13 protein-coding genes are annotated in these 15,128 nt (G+C 65.7%); 9 read left to right on the top strand and 4 right to left on the bottom strand.

Going from position 1 to position 15,128, the window contains the following annotated elements; all coding sequences use genetic code 11:
* Window positions 1–2: 2 nt before the first annotated feature.
* The 3 genes from icmH to tssJ all read right to left on the bottom strand — a co-directional run bounded on the left by icmH (window position 3) and on the right by tssJ (window position 2,854).
* Window positions 3–788, bottom strand: a complete 786-nt coding sequence (icmH, locus tag BTH_RS27330; protein ID WP_009888580.1) for a type IVB secretion system protein IcmH/DotU — start codon at window positions 786–788, stop codon at window positions 3–5.
* Window positions 785–2,131, bottom strand: a complete 1,347-nt coding sequence (tssK, locus tag BTH_RS27325) for a type VI secretion system baseplate subunit TssK (RefSeq protein WP_009888581.1) — start codon at window positions 2,129–2,131, stop codon at window positions 785–787. The genes icmH and tssK overlap by 4 nt, the downstream gene beginning before the upstream one ends.
* Before the next feature lie 108 nt (window positions 2,132–2,239).
* Window positions 2,240–2,854: a type VI secretion system lipoprotein TssJ gene (gene tssJ, locus BTH_RS27320; protein ID WP_025404121.1), complete on the bottom strand. Its 615-nt coding sequence runs from the start codon at window positions 2,852–2,854 to the stop codon at window positions 2,240–2,242.
* A gap of 373 nt (window positions 2,855–3,227) precedes the next feature.
* Between tssJ and BTH_RS27315 the strand changes: the two genes are divergently transcribed.
* The 9 genes from BTH_RS27315 to tssA all read left to right on the top strand — a co-directional run bounded on the left by BTH_RS27315 (window position 3,228) and on the right by tssA (window position 13,991).
* Entirely contained in the window at window positions 3,228–3,917 is a 690-nt protein-coding gene (locus tag BTH_RS27315; protein WP_011402551.1) for a tetratricopeptide repeat protein, read from the top strand.
* Window positions 3,918–3,953: 36 nt separating this feature from the next.
* Window positions 3,954–4,472 carry a type VI secretion system contractile sheath small subunit gene (gene tssB, locus BTH_RS27310; protein WP_009888592.1) on the top strand — a complete coding sequence of 173 codons (519 nt, stop codon included), beginning with the start codon at window positions 3,954–3,956 and terminating at the stop codon, window positions 4,470–4,472.
* A gap of 16 nt (window positions 4,473–4,488) precedes the next feature.
* Window positions 4,489–5,979, top strand: coding sequence for a type VI secretion system contractile sheath large subunit (tssC, locus tag BTH_RS27305; RefSeq protein ID WP_009888594.1), 1,491 nt, complete (start codon window positions 4,489–4,491; stop codon window positions 5,977–5,979).
* A gap of 72 nt (window positions 5,980–6,051) precedes the next feature.
* Window positions 6,052–6,555: an Hcp family type VI secretion system effector gene (locus BTH_RS27300; RefSeq protein ID WP_009906860.1), complete on the top strand. Its 504-nt coding sequence runs from the start codon at window positions 6,052–6,054 to the stop codon at window positions 6,553–6,555.
* Window positions 6,556–6,612: 57 nt separating this feature from the next.
* On the top strand, window positions 6,613–7,095 hold the full coding sequence (gene tssE / locus BTH_RS27295; protein WP_009888597.1) for a type VI secretion system baseplate subunit TssE: 483 nt from the start codon (window positions 6,613–6,615) through the stop codon (window positions 7,093–7,095).
* 80 nt (window positions 7,096–7,175) lie between these two features.
* A complete protein-coding gene (gene tssF, locus BTH_RS27290; RefSeq protein WP_009888599.1) occupies window positions 7,176–9,014 on the top strand; it encodes a type VI secretion system baseplate subunit TssF in 1,839 nt (612 codons plus the stop codon).
* Window positions 8,978–10,078 (top strand): type VI secretion system baseplate subunit TssG, encoded by a 1,101-nt coding sequence (tssG, locus tag BTH_RS27285; RefSeq protein WP_009888601.1) that lies wholly within the window; start codon window positions 8,978–8,980, stop codon window positions 10,076–10,078. The genes tssF and tssG overlap by 37 nt, the downstream gene beginning before the upstream one ends.
* Before the next feature lie 33 nt (window positions 10,079–10,111).
* Window positions 10,112–12,775 carry a type VI secretion system ATPase TssH gene (gene tssH, locus BTH_RS27280; protein WP_009910486.1) on the top strand — a complete coding sequence of 888 codons (2,664 nt, stop codon included), beginning with the start codon at window positions 10,112–10,114 and terminating at the stop codon, window positions 12,773–12,775.
* Window positions 12,776–12,860: 85 nt separating this feature from the next.
* Window positions 12,861–13,991 (top strand): type VI secretion system protein TssA, encoded by a 1,131-nt coding sequence (tssA, locus tag BTH_RS27275; RefSeq protein WP_009888602.1) that lies wholly within the window; start codon window positions 12,861–12,863, stop codon window positions 13,989–13,991.
* A 199-nt stretch (window positions 13,992–14,190) separates the two neighbouring features.
* On the opposite strand, the gene BTH_RS27270 is transcribed toward tssA, so the two are convergent.
* Window positions 14,191–15,126 (bottom strand): OmpA family protein, encoded by a 936-nt coding sequence (locus BTH_RS27270; RefSeq protein WP_009888604.1) that lies wholly within the window; start codon window positions 15,124–15,126, stop codon window positions 14,191–14,193.
* Window positions 15,127–15,128: the final 2 nt, after the last annotated feature.

Raw genomic sequence — 15,128 nt, 5'->3', positions numbered from 1 at the left:
AATCAAGGCAACGAAATCGTCAAATTAGCCGACTCCGGCCCAACCTTGATGACCTGCGAATAAGGCGCGAGCGCCCGCACGGTGCTGTCCTTCAAATACGTATTCAACCCGACGAACGCCAGCAGCCCGACGAGCGCGAACACCGCCCCGATCGCCCACAGCGGCACCTCGCGCTTGAGCCGGTGCGAGATCTGATCCGGAAGTGGCCAATGCGGCGCGAACGGCGCGCGCTTGCCCTTCATGTTCGCGATCTCGTCGCCGAGCCGCGCGGTCAGATACGCGAGCTTCTCCGGCCCTTCGAGCAGATACTTGCCCTGGAAGCCGAGCAGCAGGCACATATGGAACACCTCGAGCGACTGCAGCCGTGCCGCGCCCTGCGCGCGGCATTCTTCGAGGTACTGATAGAACTTCTCGCCCGCAAGCTGTTCGCCGAACAGCACGAGTTGCAGCGGCCGGCGTTCCCAATCCGCGCGGATCTTGAACTGCGACGACAGCACCGATTCGTCGATCGCCGCGCAAAACGCGAACTTCGCCGCGTAGACGTCGTCGGCGGCGATGTTGAGCTTCTTCGCGCCGCGCTCGAATTCGCCCAGGAACTCCTGAATGCGCGTGCTGAATTCCGACGCGTCGTTCGGTTCGCGGCCGTTCTTCAGCAGGAACAGCATGAAGAAGCCGTCGTACAGCAGATCGACGAGCGAGCGTGCCTGGAAGCCGGCGTCGGTCGACGACACCGTGTGCGGCGCGGGAGGCGGCGTGTTGCCGCCGAAGAGGGAAGGCGCGTAACTCATGAGGTGACGGCGATCAGTTCGAATTTGAGATCGTTGATTCCGGACGGCGCATAGATCATCGCCGACTGGGCCTGCAGCATCCGCTCATAGAGCGGGCTGCGCGCATCGAGTGCGAAATAGCATGCGCCCGGGCGCACGGGGATCGCGGGCGGCACCTGCGGCGTATACGCAAGGCGCACGCCGGGCATCGCGGACAGCACGAGCTTGTCGACGTCGTCCGGCGCGCCGACCTTGAAGCGCGCGGGCACGGCATCGACGAGCTCGACCGACGGCATGTCGGCCGACACAGCGAGATAGAACGCGGTCTTGTCGTCGATCTTGCCCGAATCGAGCCGCCCGACATGGAACGACGGCCGCACTTCCTCGAGCGTGATCGCGAAGTAGCGCGTCGAGATCACGGTTTCGAGCAGGTCGCGCAGGATCGAATCGAGGCGCGCGAAGCCCGGGCCCGGATCGTCGTGCCGGTACGCGGGCAGATCGGCGAGCACGTAGCCCTTCGAGAACGTCATCAACTGGCCCGCGAGGCGCAGCAGTTCCTGGAACAGCCGCTCCGGATGGAGCGCCGAATGCTGATGCAGGTGCGCGAGCGTCGCGAACGCGGCGCTTGCCGTATGCAGCAGCCAGAATGATGCGATGTCGCCCGATCGGAATTCGATGATGTTCTTCGTCGGTTCGCGATGGAAGCCGTACAGCGCATTCACTTTCGCCTGCAACGCGTCGATCAGCTGCCGCAGGCGTTGATGCAGGATCGGCGACGCCTCGATCGCGAGGCACGGCGGCACGAAGCTGTCGTCGATCTCGAAGCCGGACGTCGCGGTGCGCCGCACGCGCACGAGCGGGATCGACAGCAATTGGTCGCGCGGCTCGCTGTGCGCGATCAGCTTCACGTTCGTCTTCAGGAACATGATGTCGGCTTCGGCGGCGTCGGTGAAATGATCGGCGACGCTCGCCTGCTCGCTGACGAAGCGCGACACGAAGCCGGTGTCGCGGCTGTCCGCGTAGTTCGAGCCGGTTTCGCGCAGCGGGTGCAATGCGAGATAGAACGTGAATTCGTTGATGCCTTCGGGCAGCGTGTCGAGCGCGATGGGCGGCGGCAATTCATCGGCTTGCGGCGCGGAGTAGAGCGCGCCGTCCGGGAACACGAGCGACAGTTCGCTCGCGCGCAGCACGTTGCTGCCGAGTGCGTCGCGATCGAACCGCACCGAACGCACGCCCCAGTTGTACGGCTGGATCGCCTGAATCGATTCGAACAGGCGCGCTTCGTGGTATGCGTCCTGCCGCTGAAAGTGCTGCGGCCTCAGAAAGAGGCCTTCCCCCCAGAGCACCTTGGCCGAATAACTCATGTCAAATCCGCTTAAATGTAATTGGGCCGTTGGTCGGTTAATTCGCGTCGCGATCCGCAAGCGAATCGTTAATCTTTGTCAGATGACTTTCTGATGTCATCTCGAATTTCACCCGCAGTTCACCGACGAAAGCAAATCGAGCCGCTGCGTCGGCATGCCCTGCTGCGAAGGAATGACGGTGCCGCCCGTCACGGTCATCGCGCAGTTGTGCAGGCCGATAATTATGCCGGATTTCTCGGACTTCGCCGGATCGAAAGTCAGTTTCCAGCGCTGCAGCGCCGGGTCGCGAAAGAGCGCGACGACGCCGAATGCCTGCGCTTCGCGCGATACCTTCTCTGTCGCGTTGTAGCGCTGTCCGGGAATCAGCGTGATTTCGCGCACGCTCAGCAGATCGGCGCCGAGCGCGGTCTTCTCTTTCGCTGGATCGGTGAAGCTGTCGAACGGCGCCTGCTGGAACGACGTCGGGTCTTTCAGCGCGTAGAGGCGCACGACAAGCGCGAGCGGGCGGTTGTCGTTCGCGGCGTTGAGGTTCTGCGCGGCGTAGAGCGTGAGGCCGAGATTGCGCGGCGGCTTTTGCGAATCGGGCACGTCGGGCTTGCCGATGCCCACCATCTGCAGCGCGGCGCTGCCCGCCGAACCGAGGAGCGGCACGGCGGCCGCGCAGCCGCCGAGCAGAATGCAGGCGGCGAGCGGCAACGCGTAACGAGTCACAAGCGGATTCATCGATTTTTCCGGGCGCGGCGCCCGTTGCTCCCTGTCAAAACTATCAGTTGCGTTGCCGATTTGGCTGCACAAAAACGTCTGCGACTTCAAATGCCGGATGACTGCCGGCAATGCCGTGTTATTCGGAAAAATTTTCCACCGATTGAGTGAAATCGAATTCCGTTGCGGCAATAATTGCAATGGGAGCGGTACACGGTGATCCCCGGAGTTTGCGTGGCGCGTCAGGCGGCGCGCCGCACTGCTTTTAAAACGGCCGCTCTTCACGCGAAGATTGAATTATGAAAAATTGATCGGTACTATACCCGCGCGCTTGTAGCAAAGCAAAATCACGAATTCTCAACGATTTAAAACGCCCGCGCCGGGGATATAAACGATGAAAGACCGTCTCTTCGCAAAACTTTCTGGGGTAGTGCTGGCCTGCGGCATCATTGCCGGTTGCGCCTCGCAGCCGACGCCGCCGAGCGCCGAAGTGTTCAACAAGTCGTTGGCCGATGCCGACGCGGTGGCGAAGGCGGGCGATCAGGAGCGCGCGATCGGCCTTTACCAGGAGCTCGCGAAATCCGATCCGACGCGCGAGGAGCCGTGGTCCCGGATCGCGCAGATCCAGTTCCAGCAAGGTCACTACGGTCAGGCGATCGTCGCCGCGCAGGAAGCGCTGCAACGCGACAAGACCGACCGCCAGGCGAAGAGCGTGCTCGCCGTCGCCGGCCTGCGCATCGCGACCGAATCGCTCGGCGAGTTGCGTCAGGATTCGTCGCTCGCGGGTGACGCGAAGTCCGACGCGCAAGCGCTCGCGAAGCAACTGCGCGACACGCTCGGCGAGGCCGCGCTGTTCCCGCCCGAGCAACAGGCGACGAAGCCTGTCGTGAAGAAGCGCCGCTTCGTGCGCCGCGCGAAGCACGTGCGTGAAGTTGCGCGCGCCGCGGAAAGCGAGACGGCCGCCGCACCCGCGCCGCCGCCCGCGCCGCCCGCCACGCCGGCTGCTCCGACCGCGGCGCCGTCTGCAGCTCCGTCGGCGCCCGCGAAGGCGGCCGGCGGCGATCCGTTCAGCGCACTGCGTTAAGCCGCGCTCGATCCACACACCAACCGGGAGCCGTCGATGGCGAAGAAAGAAAGCATTCAAAAGCGCTTGCAGAAAGTGCGGCCGCCCCGCGTCCAGCTCACGTACGAAGTCGAACGGGGCGACGCGATCGAGATCAAGGAATTGCCGTTCGTCGTCGGGGTCGTCGGCGATCTGGCGGGGCAGTCGGAAGTCGAGCAGCCGAAGCTGCGCGATCGCAAGTTCGTCAACATCGACCGCGACAACTTCGACGACGTGATGAAGGCGATCGAGCCGCGCGCCACGTTCCAGGTGGAGAACCGTCTGAGCGACGCGGGCGGCAAGTTCGCGGTCGATCTGAAGTTCCGATCGATCAACGATTTCAATCCGGACGAGGTCGTCGGGCAGGTCGAGCCGTTGCGGCGCCTGCTCGAGGCGCGATCGAAGCTCGCTGACCTGCGCAACAAGCTGGCCGGCAACGACAAGCTCGAAGACCTGCTGAGCGAAGTGCTGTCGAACACGCAGCAGCTCGAAGCGCTGAAGAAGGGCGCGGACGGCGGCGACAAGCAGGGCGAATGAGTAACGGGGTGGTGAAATGAACCAGCAAACGGCTGCGGCCCAATCGACCGGCGCTCAAGTCGGCACGGAGTCCTCGCTGCTCGACGAGATCGTCGAGAAGAGCAAGGTCGCGAAATCCGAATCCGAGCATGCGCGCGCGAAGGATTTGATCGGCGAACTCGTCAATCAGGTGCTCGACGGCACGGTGGTCGTGTCGGACAACCTGTCGGCGACGATCGACGCGCGCGTCGCGGAGCTCGACCGCCTGATTTCGTCGCAACTCTCGGCCGTGATGCACGCGGCGGAGTTTCAGCGTCTCGAGAGCACGTGGCGCGGGCTCGACTATCTGGTGAAGGAAAGCAACACCGGCTCGACGATCAAGATCAAGGCGCTGCACGCGCCGAAGCGCGATCTCGTGCGCGACTTCAAGAATGCGACCGAGTTCGATCAGAGCGCGCTCTTCAAGAAGGTGTACGAAGAAGAATTCGGCACGTTCGGCGGCTCGCCGTTCGGCGTGCTGGTGGGCGACTACGAGATCTCGCGCCAGCCGGAGGATCAGTACTTCATCGAGCAGATGTCGCATGTCGCGGCGGCCGCGCACGCGCCGTTCATCGCATCGGCGGCGCCCGAGCTGCTCGGCCTCGAATCGTTCGCCGATCTCGGCAAGCCGCGCGATCTCGGCAAGGTGTTCGACACGGTCGAATACGCGAAGTGGAAGTCGTTTCGCGATTCCGAGGATTCGCGCTACGTCGGCCTCACGTTGCCGCGCTTCCTCGGCCGCCTGCCGTTCAATCCGAAGGACGGCGCGATCGCGGAGAGCTTCAACTTCGTCGAGGACGTCGACGGCACCGATCACGACAAGTACCTGTGGTGCAACGCGTCGTGGGCGTTTGCCGCGCGCCTGACGGCCGCGTTCGACGATTTCGGCTGGTGCGCGGCGATTCGCGGCGTGGAAGGCGGCGGCCTCGTCGAGGATCTGCCGACGCACACGTTCAAGACCGACGACGGCGAAATCGCGCTGAAGTGCCCGACCGAGATCGCGATCACCGATCGCCGCGAGAAGGAGCTGAGCGACCTCGGCTTCATCCCGCTCGTGCATTGCAAGAATTCCGATTACGCCGCGTTCTTCGCCGCGCAGTCGGTGCAGAAACCCAAGAAATACAGCACCGACAGCGCCAATGCGAACGCCGTCCTGTCCGCTCAGCTGCAGTACATTTTTTCGGTATCGCGCATCGCGCATTACCTGAAAGCGATGATGCGCGACAAGATCGGCAGCTTTGCGTCCGCACAGAATGTCGAAACGTTCCTCAATCGCTGGATCTCGCAGTACGTGTTGCTCGACGACGACGCGACCCAGGAACAGAAAGCGCAGTTCCCGCTGCGCGAGGCCTCCGTACAAGTGTCAGAGATTCCGGGCAAGCCGGGTGCGTATCGTTCGGTCGCGTTTTTGCGTCCGCACTTCCAGCTCGACGAGTTGTCGATTTCTCTGCGCCTTGTCGCTGATCTGCCCAAACCGGCAAATTCATAAGCGAGCTGAGATCGCCCGGGCGGGCCGCCTGGGTAGGACGTTAAAACCACCTCTTTGGGGAGTCGAAAGACCATGTTACATATGCATTTGAAGTTCGGTAGTCCCGCCATCAAGGGCGAGTCCGCCGACAAGGACCACGAAGGCTGGATCGAACTGAAATCCTGGGATCACTCGATCGTTCAGCCGCGTTCGGCAACCGCGTCGACCGCGGGCGGCCACACGGCAACGCGTTGCGAGCACGGCGACATGGTGTTCACGAAGGAAATCGATTCGTCGAGCCCGCTGCTGTATCAGCACGCGTCGGGCGGCACCACGTTCGACGAGGTGACGGTCGATTTCCTGCGCGCGGATGGCGAAGGCCAGCGCGTCAAGTACCTCGAGATCAAGCTGAAGTACGTGATCATCTCGAGCATCGCGCCGAGCGTGCACAACGAAGGCCTGCCGCTCGAGACCTTCTCGCTGAAGTACGCCGCGGTTCAGTGGAAGCAGACCCAGCAGAAGATCGGCGGCAACCAGGGCGGCAACACGCAGGGCGCCTGGAGCCTCACGAAGAACGACAAGACCTACGCGGTCTAAGTTCGGCGCGGGAACGGGGCACGGCGCGTGCCTCGTTCCCGTTTTGCTTGGAGCCCGATGAAACGCTTCGAACCGAGCTTCCTCGACAAGCTGTTCGACGACGAACCGCATGTGCCGGCGCCCGCCGCGATGCGGCAATTGTCGCTGGAGGAACTGAAGAACACGGTCGCGCGCGACGTCGAGGCGATCCTCAACACGCGCATCGCGCTGACCGAAGAAGATCTCGCCGCGCTGCCGGAATGCCAGCGCTCGGTGCTGACTTACGGGCTGAACGACTTCGCCGGCCTGAGCCTCGCGAGCCACTACGACCGCACGTTCATCTGCAAGTCGATTCAGCAGGCGATCGCGCGGCACGAGCCGAGGCTGCAGCAGGTGCAGGTGACGTTCGAGCTGAACGAGCAGTCGACGAACGCGCTCTATTTCGCGATCCAGGCGCTGCTCGTCGTGCATCCCGCCGAGGAGCCGGTGACCTTCGATGCGATGCTGCAGCCGTCGACGTTGCAATACTCGGTGACGCGCTCGCGCGCCGCCAAGGTGTGAGCCGTATCGCGTGAGCCGCCGGGTGCCGCGCGGCAGTGAGAGGTCCGGCACGAAGAGCATCAAGGTTTCGGGGATCGTAGATGGAAGAGTTGTTGCCGTATTACGAACGCGAACTGTCGTTTCTGCGGCGCTATTCGCTCGAATTCGCGAACCGGTACCCGAAGATCGCCGCGCGCCTCGCGCAGACGGGCGAGCACTGCGAAGACCCGCACGTCGAGCGGATGATCGAATCGTTCGCGCTGCTCGGCGCGCGGATCAACAAGAAGCTCGACGACGAGTATCCCGAATTCACCGAAGCGCTTGTCGAAGTCCTCTATCCGCATTATTTGCGGCCGTTCCCTTCATGCTCGATCGCGCAGTTCGGCGCGTCGCATGCGTTCGCCGAACTGACCGAGCCGCAGGTCGTCGAGCGCGGCACCGAGTTGAAGAGCCGCGCGATTCGAGGCGTGCAGTGCCGGTTCCGCACCGCGTACGACGTGACGCTCGCGCCGATTCGGCTCGCCGATGCCCGCTACGGATCGATCGCCGCGGCGCCCGCCGCGGCCGCGCTGCCCGGCAACGCGACAGGCGTGATCTCGATCACGTTCGAATCGACGTCGCCGCAGCTCGACCTTGCGGCGCTGAAGCTCGGCAAGCTGCGCGCGCATCTGCACGGCGAGCAGTCGTTCGTCGCCGCACTGACTGATTGCCTGTTCGCGCACGCGCTCGCCTGCTACGTCGAGCCCGATCGCAGCGGCCGCTGGATCGCGCTCGGCAAGACACCGTTCGAGCACGCGGGATTCGACGAGACCGACGCGCTGATCGACTATCCTGCCCGTTCGCACCCGGCCTATAGGCTGCTGACCGAATACTTCGCATTCCCGGACAAATTCAACTTTGTCGACTTCGACCTGGGCGTGCTCGCGCGGCGCGCCGGGCATTGCCGGCAACTGACGCTGCACGTCGCGCTGCGCGACGTGCGCAGCGATTCGCACGTCGCGCGGCTGCTCGATCTGTTGAGCGCGAGCCACTTTCGGCTGTTCTGCACGCCGGTCGTGAACCTGTTCCGCCAGCACGGCGAGCCGATCCGGGTCGACCATCGGGCGGTGTCTTATCCGGTGATCGGCGATGCGCGCCGCGCGTTCGCGTACGAGGTTTATTCGATCGATTCGGTGCACCTCGTGCGGCAGCGCGCGGATCGCGAAACGGTTGTCGAGTTTCGGTCGTTCTACTCGCTGCATCACGGCGAGGCGGCGCAGGCCGGCCACTACTGGTTCGCGCGCCGCAACGACGATGTCGCGCGCAAGAGCCCCGGCTATGAGACCGAGATTTCGATCGTCGATGTCGATTTCGAGCCGGGCGCGCCGCAGACCGACACGCTGAGCCTCGACCTCACCTGCACGAACCGCGATTTGCCCGCGGCGCTCGCGACCGGGCTCGACGGCGGCGATCTCTTCATCGACGGCGGCGCGCAGCCCGGCCCGATCGCGCTGCTGCGCCGGCCGACGCCGAGCGCGCGCTTCGAGCGCGGCCACGCCGCGCACTGGCGGCTCGTGTCGCATCTCGCGCTCAATCACGTTTCGCTTGCCGAAGAGGGGCTCGCCGCGCTGAAGGAGGTGCTCGTGCTGTACGATCTGAGACGTTCCGCTGTGTCGACGCGGCACATCGACGGGATCGTCGGCATCGAGCAGAAGAGTGCCGTGCAGTGGCTGCCGGGCAAGCCGTTCGCGACGTTCGTGCGCGGCGTCGAGATCCGGCTCGCGATCGACGACGAGCATTTCGTCGGTTCGAGCCTCGCGACGTTCGTGCGGATGATCGACGCATTCTTCGGACTGTACGTGCACCTCAACAGCTTTGTTCAACTGATCGTCGTGTCCAAGCGCACCGGCGAGGAGATCATGCGATGCAAACCGCGCAGCGGCGAATCGATCCTGGCGTAGTCGAGCGGCTGCTCGACGAGCCGCATCGCTTCGAGTTCTTCCAGGCAGTGCGGCTGCTCGAGACCTGGTTCGCGAAGCGCCATCCGCAACGCCATGCTGCGAGCCGGCCGGGCGAGATCGTCGCGCGGCGGATCGGTTTTCGCAATACGCTGTCGCTCGGCTTTCCGCCGAGCGAGATCGAGCGCGCGCAATCGTATGACGCAGCGGGCGACGCGCTGAAGGACGATTCGCAGCGCAACGCGGCGCTCGAGGCGGGCGCGCTGTCGCGCGTCGAGCTCACGCCGGCGTTCTTCGGGCTGCTGGGCGGCCAGGGCGCGCTGCCGCTGCATTACACCGAGCAGATCATCGCGCGCGAGCAATTGAAGCGCGATCACGCGGCGCGCGCATTCTTCGATGTCTTCTCGAACCGCGCGACCGCGCTGTTCTACTCGGCGTGGAAGAAGTACCGTTTGCCGCTGCATTACGAGCTCGATCGCGACGAGCGCTATTTACCCCTCTTGCTCGCGCTCGCGGGCGTGTCGAACGACGATGCGCGCTCGACCGTGCAGCAGGGCCGCGGCGCGCTGCTCGATGAAGCGATCGCCGGCTATGCGCTCGCCGCGCGGCATCGGCCGGTGTCGGCCGCGTATCTGCAGCGCACGCTGTCCGAGTATTTCGGCGTGCCGATCCGCATCGAGCAGTTCGTCGGCAAGTGGTATGACGTGCCGTCCGATCAACTGAGCGTGCTGGGCGACGTGAACGTGACGCTCGGCGCGACGGCGCTCGTCGGCGAACGCGTATGGCAGCGCGACATGCGCGCGAGGCTCGTCGTCGGCCCGCTGACGAAGCGCGACTACGAGGCGTTCCTGCCCGGCGAGGAGCGCGCGATCGCACTCGAGCGAATGCTGACGCTGCTCGCCGGCGTGACGCTCGAGTACGAAGTGTCGCTCGTGCTGCGCCGCGCGGAGGTCGGCGCGAGCGTTCTCGGCGTGGGCGCGCGGCTCGGCTGGGATGCGTTTCTCTGCACGCGTGAAGCCGAGCGTGATCGCGCCGACGCACGCTACGAACTGCACGTCATTCATTGATAACAACGATCGAACCTGAGTGGACCGTAACCGATGAGCACGCCCCTGAAGACCCTGATCGCGAAACTGAATCCGGTGTGCCGGAAGGCCGCCGAACGCGCCGCCAGCCATTGCTTCGCACGCGGTCACTACGAAGTGGATCTCGAGCACTTGTTTCTCGCGCTGCTCGACGAATCGACCGGAGACGTGCCGCTCGTGTTGCGCGCGAGCGGCGTCGATCCGCACGCGCTGCGCGCGGACCTCGAGCGCGAGCTTGAAGGCCTGAAGGCGGGCAACACGCGTACGCCGGTGTTCTCGGTGCATCTGACCGAGCTGTTCGAGCAGGCGTGGCTCATCGCGTCGCTCGATTCGCAGATCGGACGGATTCGCTCGGGCCACCTGCTGCTCGCGCTGCTGACGGGGCCGGATCTCGCGCAGTTCGCGCAGCGGATGTCGCCGCAGTTCGCGCGCGTGAGAATCGATGACCTGAAGCACAAGTTCGACGAGATCACGGCGGGCTCGATCGAGACCGAGCCGCGACAAGCGGAAGCCGACATCGCGGTGCCGGACGGCGCGGCGGCGGACTCGCCGCGCGGCCCGTCGAAGACGCCGGCGCTCGACACGTATACGACGAACCTCACGCAGCGCGCGAGCGAAGGCAAGATCGATCCGGTGATCGGCCGCGACGCGGAGATTCGCCAGGCGATCGACATCCTGATGCGCCGCCGGCAGAACAATCCGATCATGACGGGTGAGGCGGGCGTCGGCAAGACGGCCGTCGTCGAAGGGCTCGCGCTGAAGATCGCGGCCGACGACGTGCCGCCGCCGCTTTCCGGCGTCGCGTTGCACGTGCTCGACATGGGTTTGCTGCAGGCGGGCGCAAGCGTGAAGGGCGAGTTCGAGAATCGCCTGAAGAGCGTGATCGACGAAGTGAAGAAGAGCGCGCACCCGATCATCCTCTTCATCGACGAAGCGCACACGATCATCGGCGCGGGCGGGCAGGCCGGCCAGAACGACGCGGCTAACCTGCTGAAGCCGGCGCTCGCGCGCGGCGAGCTGCGCACGATCGCGGCGACCACGTGGAGCGAATACAAGAAGTACTTCGAGAAGGATGCGGCGCTCGCGCGGCGCTTCCAGGTCGTGAAGATCGACGAGCCGAGCGAGCCGCTCGCCGCCGCGATGCTGCGCGGGATGGCGGGGCTGATGGAGCAGCACTTCAACGTACGCATTCTCGACAATGCGATCACCGAGGCGGTGCGGCTGTCGCATCGCTACATCAGCGGCCGCCAACTGCCCGACAAGGCGATCAGCGTGCTCGACACCGCGTGCGCGAAGGTCGCGCTCGCGCACAGCGCGACGCCCGCCGCAATCGACGACGCGAAGAAGCGCATCGAGCGGATCGACGCGGAGATCGCGGCGCTCGAGCGTGAAGCCGCGAGCGGCGCCGCGCATGACGAGCGCCTTGCCGAGCTGCGCGCCGAGCGCGAGGCCGATCTGAAGGCGCTGGCCGAAGACGAGGCGCGCTACGAAGAGGAGCGCGCGCTCGTGACCGAAATCGGCGCGCTGCGCGCCGAGCTCGACGCCGCGCGCGAGCCGTCGGCCGACGGTCGGCCGGCCGACATCGACGCGACGCGCGCGAAGCTCGCCGAGCGCGTCGATGCGTTGCGTGCGCTGCAGGGCAACCAGCCGATGGTGCCGCTGCAGGTCGATGGCCACGTCATTGCGGAAATCGTCGCGTCGTGGACGGGCATTCCGCTCGGACGAATGGTGAAGGACGAGATCGAGACCGTGCTCAATCTGCGCGATCTGCTCGGTGCGCGCGTGATCGGCCAGGACCACGCGCTCGACGCGATCGCGCAGCGCGTGCGCACCGCGACCGCGAACCTCGAGGACCCGAACAAGCCGCGTGGCGTGTTCATGTTCGTCGGGCCGTCGGGCGTCGGCAAGACCGAGACCGCGCTTGCGCTTGCAGACGTGCTGTACGGCGGCGAACGCAAGATGATCACGATCAACATGAGCGAGTATCAGGAGGCGCACAGCGTGTCGGGCCTGAAGGGCTCGCCGCCCGGTTACGTCGGCTACGGCGAGGGCGGCGTGCTGACGGAGGCGGTGCGCCGCAATCCGTACTCGGTCGTGCTGCTCGACGAAGTCGAGAAGGCGCATCCGGATGTGCTCGAAATGTTCTTCCAGGTGTTTGACAAGGGCGCGATGGACGACGCCGAAGGCCGCGAGATCGACTTCCGCAATACGCTGATCATCCTGACGTCGAACGTCGGCTCGCCGGCGGTGATGCAGGCGTGCCTGAACAAGACGCAGGAAGAGCTGCCCGATGCCGAGACGCTTGCCGAGACGCTGCGCCCGCAACTCTACAAGACCTTCAAGCCCGCGTTCCTCGGCCGCATGAAGGTGATTCCGTACTATCCGATCTCCGACGACGTGCTCGCCGAGATCATCGAGCTGAAACTCGAACGGATTCGCCGCCGGATCGAAGCGAACCACAAGGCCGCGTTCGAATGGGACGAGTCGCTTGTCGACGCCGTGCTCGCGCGCTGCACCGAAGTCGATTCGGGCGCGCGCAACGTCGATCACATCCTGAACGGCACGCTGCTGCCCGAGATCGCCGAGCACGTGCTGTCGCGGATCGCCGACGGCGAGGCGATCGCGCGGATCGCCGCGCGCGCGGCCGAGACGGGCGAGTTCGAGTACACGGTCGAGTAAGGCCGGCGCGCGGCGCGCGCGTCACGCGCCGCGCGTGTCTTCACGCAACGATGGACGCCGCAACGCACTGACATAGCATTCGACCATGCCGATCAACCTTACCGAGTTGCTGACGCCGATCAGCGAAGCGTCGCCTTGCGGCGACGATCTCCTGTTCTCCGCCGAATTCGACGCGATCCAGCACGCGCGCAAGTTCGACGATCCGTCGCTCGACCAGGGCGAATGGATCACCGACATCAAGGAGGCGGACTGGGGCTTCGTCGTCGAGCAATCGAGCACGCTGTTGCGCGAGCGCACCAAGGACCTGCGGCTCGCCGTATGGCTGACCGAGGCGCTCGCGCTCGAGGACGGCATCGGCGGGCTCACGCAGGGCTACGAACTGCTCACGAACCTCTGCCGGCAATTCTGGGATCACGTACACCCGCTGCCGGACGGCGACGATGCCGAATACCGGCTCGGCAACGTCGCGTGGCTCGCCGGGCGCACGGTCGCGCTGCTGCGCGCGGTGCCGCTTACCGACGGCGCGTCGAACGCGTTCAGCGAGCTCGACTGGGACGTTGCGCAACACGTCGCGCAGGCGATCCGGCGCGATCCCGAGCAGGCGAACGAGATCGCGCGCGGCAAGCCGTCGGTCGAGCAGATCGAGGCGTCGAAGCGGATGACACCCGTTGCGTTCTACGCGCGGCTGCTCGGCGAACTGAAAACGTTCCAGGCGGCGCTCGACGCGCTCGAGCAGGAACTCGACCAACGCGCGGGCGACGCGGCGCCGAGCTTCCGTCAGGCGCGCGATGCGTACGAAACCGTCTACCGGCTTGCCGAGCGTTTCGCGAAGGAGCAGGGCTACTCGGCCGATGCGCAGCCGCGGGGCGTCGCGCCGAATGCGCAGGACGCATCGCGCGAGCGCGCGGAGCCGAGCTTCAGGACGCCGCTTCATTCGGAGGAACCCGTGCAGAGACACGCACACGCGCCGTCCGCGCCCGCGCCGATCGTGATCGCCGGCATCCAGAATCGCGCGCAAGCGGTCGAGCAACTGCGCGCGGTCGCAAAGTATTTTCGCGGAACCGAGCCGCACAGCCCGGTTGCGTATCTCGCCGACAAGGCGGCAGAGTGGGCCGACATGCCGCTGCATCAATGGCTCGCGTCGGTCGTCAAGGACGACGGCTCGCTCGCGCATATCCGCGAGCTGCTCGGCCTGAAGCCGGACGACAACGCGTGAGCGCAGGCCGGTCCGCGTGGGCCGGCCGCAAAAACGTAAAAGCGACGCAGCGGCCCCGAGGGGCCGCTGCGTCGCTTTTTTTCAGATGTCGTATCGACCGTGCGGCGAGGACGCCAATATCGCCGATGTCGACGATGTCGCTCGTGGACGCCGTCGGCACGGGGTGGGCGTGCGGCGCGCCGCACGCCGTTCGCGCCGCTTACTGCCCCGCGCGGAACTCGATCCGGCGATTGCGCGCGCGCCCGTCGGCCGAGTCGTTCGACGCGATCGGCTGGTCGGGGCCGACGCCCGTCGTCGTCAGCTGTTGCGACGCGATGCCCTTCGTCACCAAGTAGCCCTTCACCGCGTCCGCGCGCGACTGGCTGAGCGCGATGTTCGACGCGCGATTGCCCGAATTGTCGGTGTGGCCGATGATCTCGACCGTCCGGTTCGGCATCTTCGCGAGCGCGCCCGCCATCTGGTCGAGGATCGTGCGGCCTTGCGGCGTGAGCGTCGCGCTGCCGGTCTCGAACTCGATCGTGCGGTTCGCGAGCGTCTGGTCGAGCAGACCCTGCTCGGACGCGCTCACGCGCAGCCCGTTCTTGATCATGTAGGTCGGGTTCAGCGCGTTGGCCATGTCGCTCGCGAGCTGCTGCCGCTGCGCCTCGTTGTGCACCTCACCCTTCACGTCGATCTGCGTGCCGTCGATCTTCAGCTGTCCTTTGCTGATCTGCTTCAGTTGCGGGCCGATCAGCTTCTGGACGTTCGCGGACCAGTTCGGCGGCGTCGCGACGTTGCCGACTTCGATCTGGTCGACGACGTTCGCGGCGCCGTACGTGTCGCGCAGGCGCTGCAGCACGGCGGCCTTCGTCGCCTCGTCGGCGACCTTGCCGCCGGCGACGACCTGGCCCGGAGCCGCGTTCGCGGGCGGCGGCGACGACACGATCGCGCCCGTGCCCGTGCCGTTCGCCGCGGCGCCGGGCGCCGCGAGCGGCGTCGATTTCACGGATACGCCGCCCGCGTCGATCGGCGTGACGGTGGCGGGGCCGACGTTGTCGGCGCGCGCGGCGCCGCCGAGCGCGCCGCCGAGCGCGAGCGCGGCGAGCGTGAGCGCGAAACGGGAAGCGCGGCGGGAGGGCAGGCGCGGCTTCGTCATCG

The organism is Burkholderia thailandensis E264, from assembly GCF_000012365.1.
Classification (GTDB): domain Bacteria; phylum Pseudomonadota; class Gammaproteobacteria; order Burkholderiales; family Burkholderiaceae; genus Burkholderia; species Burkholderia thailandensis.
Note: the sequence above shows the minus strand (reverse complement) of the source record. Positions and strands in the feature narration are given on the sequence as shown.

Bases quoted from the DNA above. Each gene is read 5' to 3' on its own strand.
- tssA (WP_009888602.1), top strand. From the start codon at position 12,861: ATGCCGATCAACCTTACCGAGTTGCTGACGCCGATCAGCGAAGCGTCG.
- icmH (WP_009888580.1), bottom strand. From the start codon at position 788: ATGAGTTACGCGCCTTCCCTCTTCGGCGGCAACACGCCGCCTCCCGCG.
- tssH (WP_009910486.1), top strand. From the start codon at position 10,112: ATGAGCACGCCCCTGAAGACCCTGATCGCGAAACTGAATCCGGTGTGC.
- tssF (WP_009888599.1), top strand. From the start codon at position 7,176: ATGGAAGAGTTGTTGCCGTATTACGAACGCGAACTGTCGTTTCTGCGG.
- tssG (WP_009888601.1), top strand. From the start codon at position 8,978: ATGCAAACCGCGCAGCGGCGAATCGATCCTGGCGTAGTCGAGCGGCTG.
- BTH_RS27315 (WP_011402551.1), top strand. From the start codon at position 3,228: ATGAAAGACCGTCTCTTCGCAAAACTTTCTGGGGTAGTGCTGGCCTGC.
- tssE (WP_009888597.1), top strand. From the start codon at position 6,613: ATGAAACGCTTCGAACCGAGCTTCCTCGACAAGCTGTTCGACGACGAA.
- tssJ (WP_025404121.1), bottom strand. From the start codon at position 2,854: ATGAATCCGCTTGTGACTCGTTACGCGTTGCCGCTCGCCGCCTGCATT.
- BTH_RS27300 (WP_009906860.1), top strand. From the start codon at position 6,052: ATGTTACATATGCATTTGAAGTTCGGTAGTCCCGCCATCAAGGGCGAG.
- tssK (WP_009888581.1), bottom strand. From the start codon at position 2,131: ATGAGTTATTCGGCCAAGGTGCTCTGGGGGGAAGGCCTCTTTCTGAGG.
- tssC (WP_009888594.1), top strand. From the start codon at position 4,489: ATGAACCAGCAAACGGCTGCGGCCCAATCGACCGGCGCTCAAGTCGGC.
- tssB (WP_009888592.1), top strand. From the start codon at position 3,954: ATGGCGAAGAAAGAAAGCATTCAAAAGCGCTTGCAGAAAGTGCGGCCG.
- BTH_RS27270 (WP_009888604.1), bottom strand. From the start codon at position 15,126: ATGACGAAGCCGCGCCTGCCCTCCCGCCGCGCTTCCCGTTTCGCGCTC.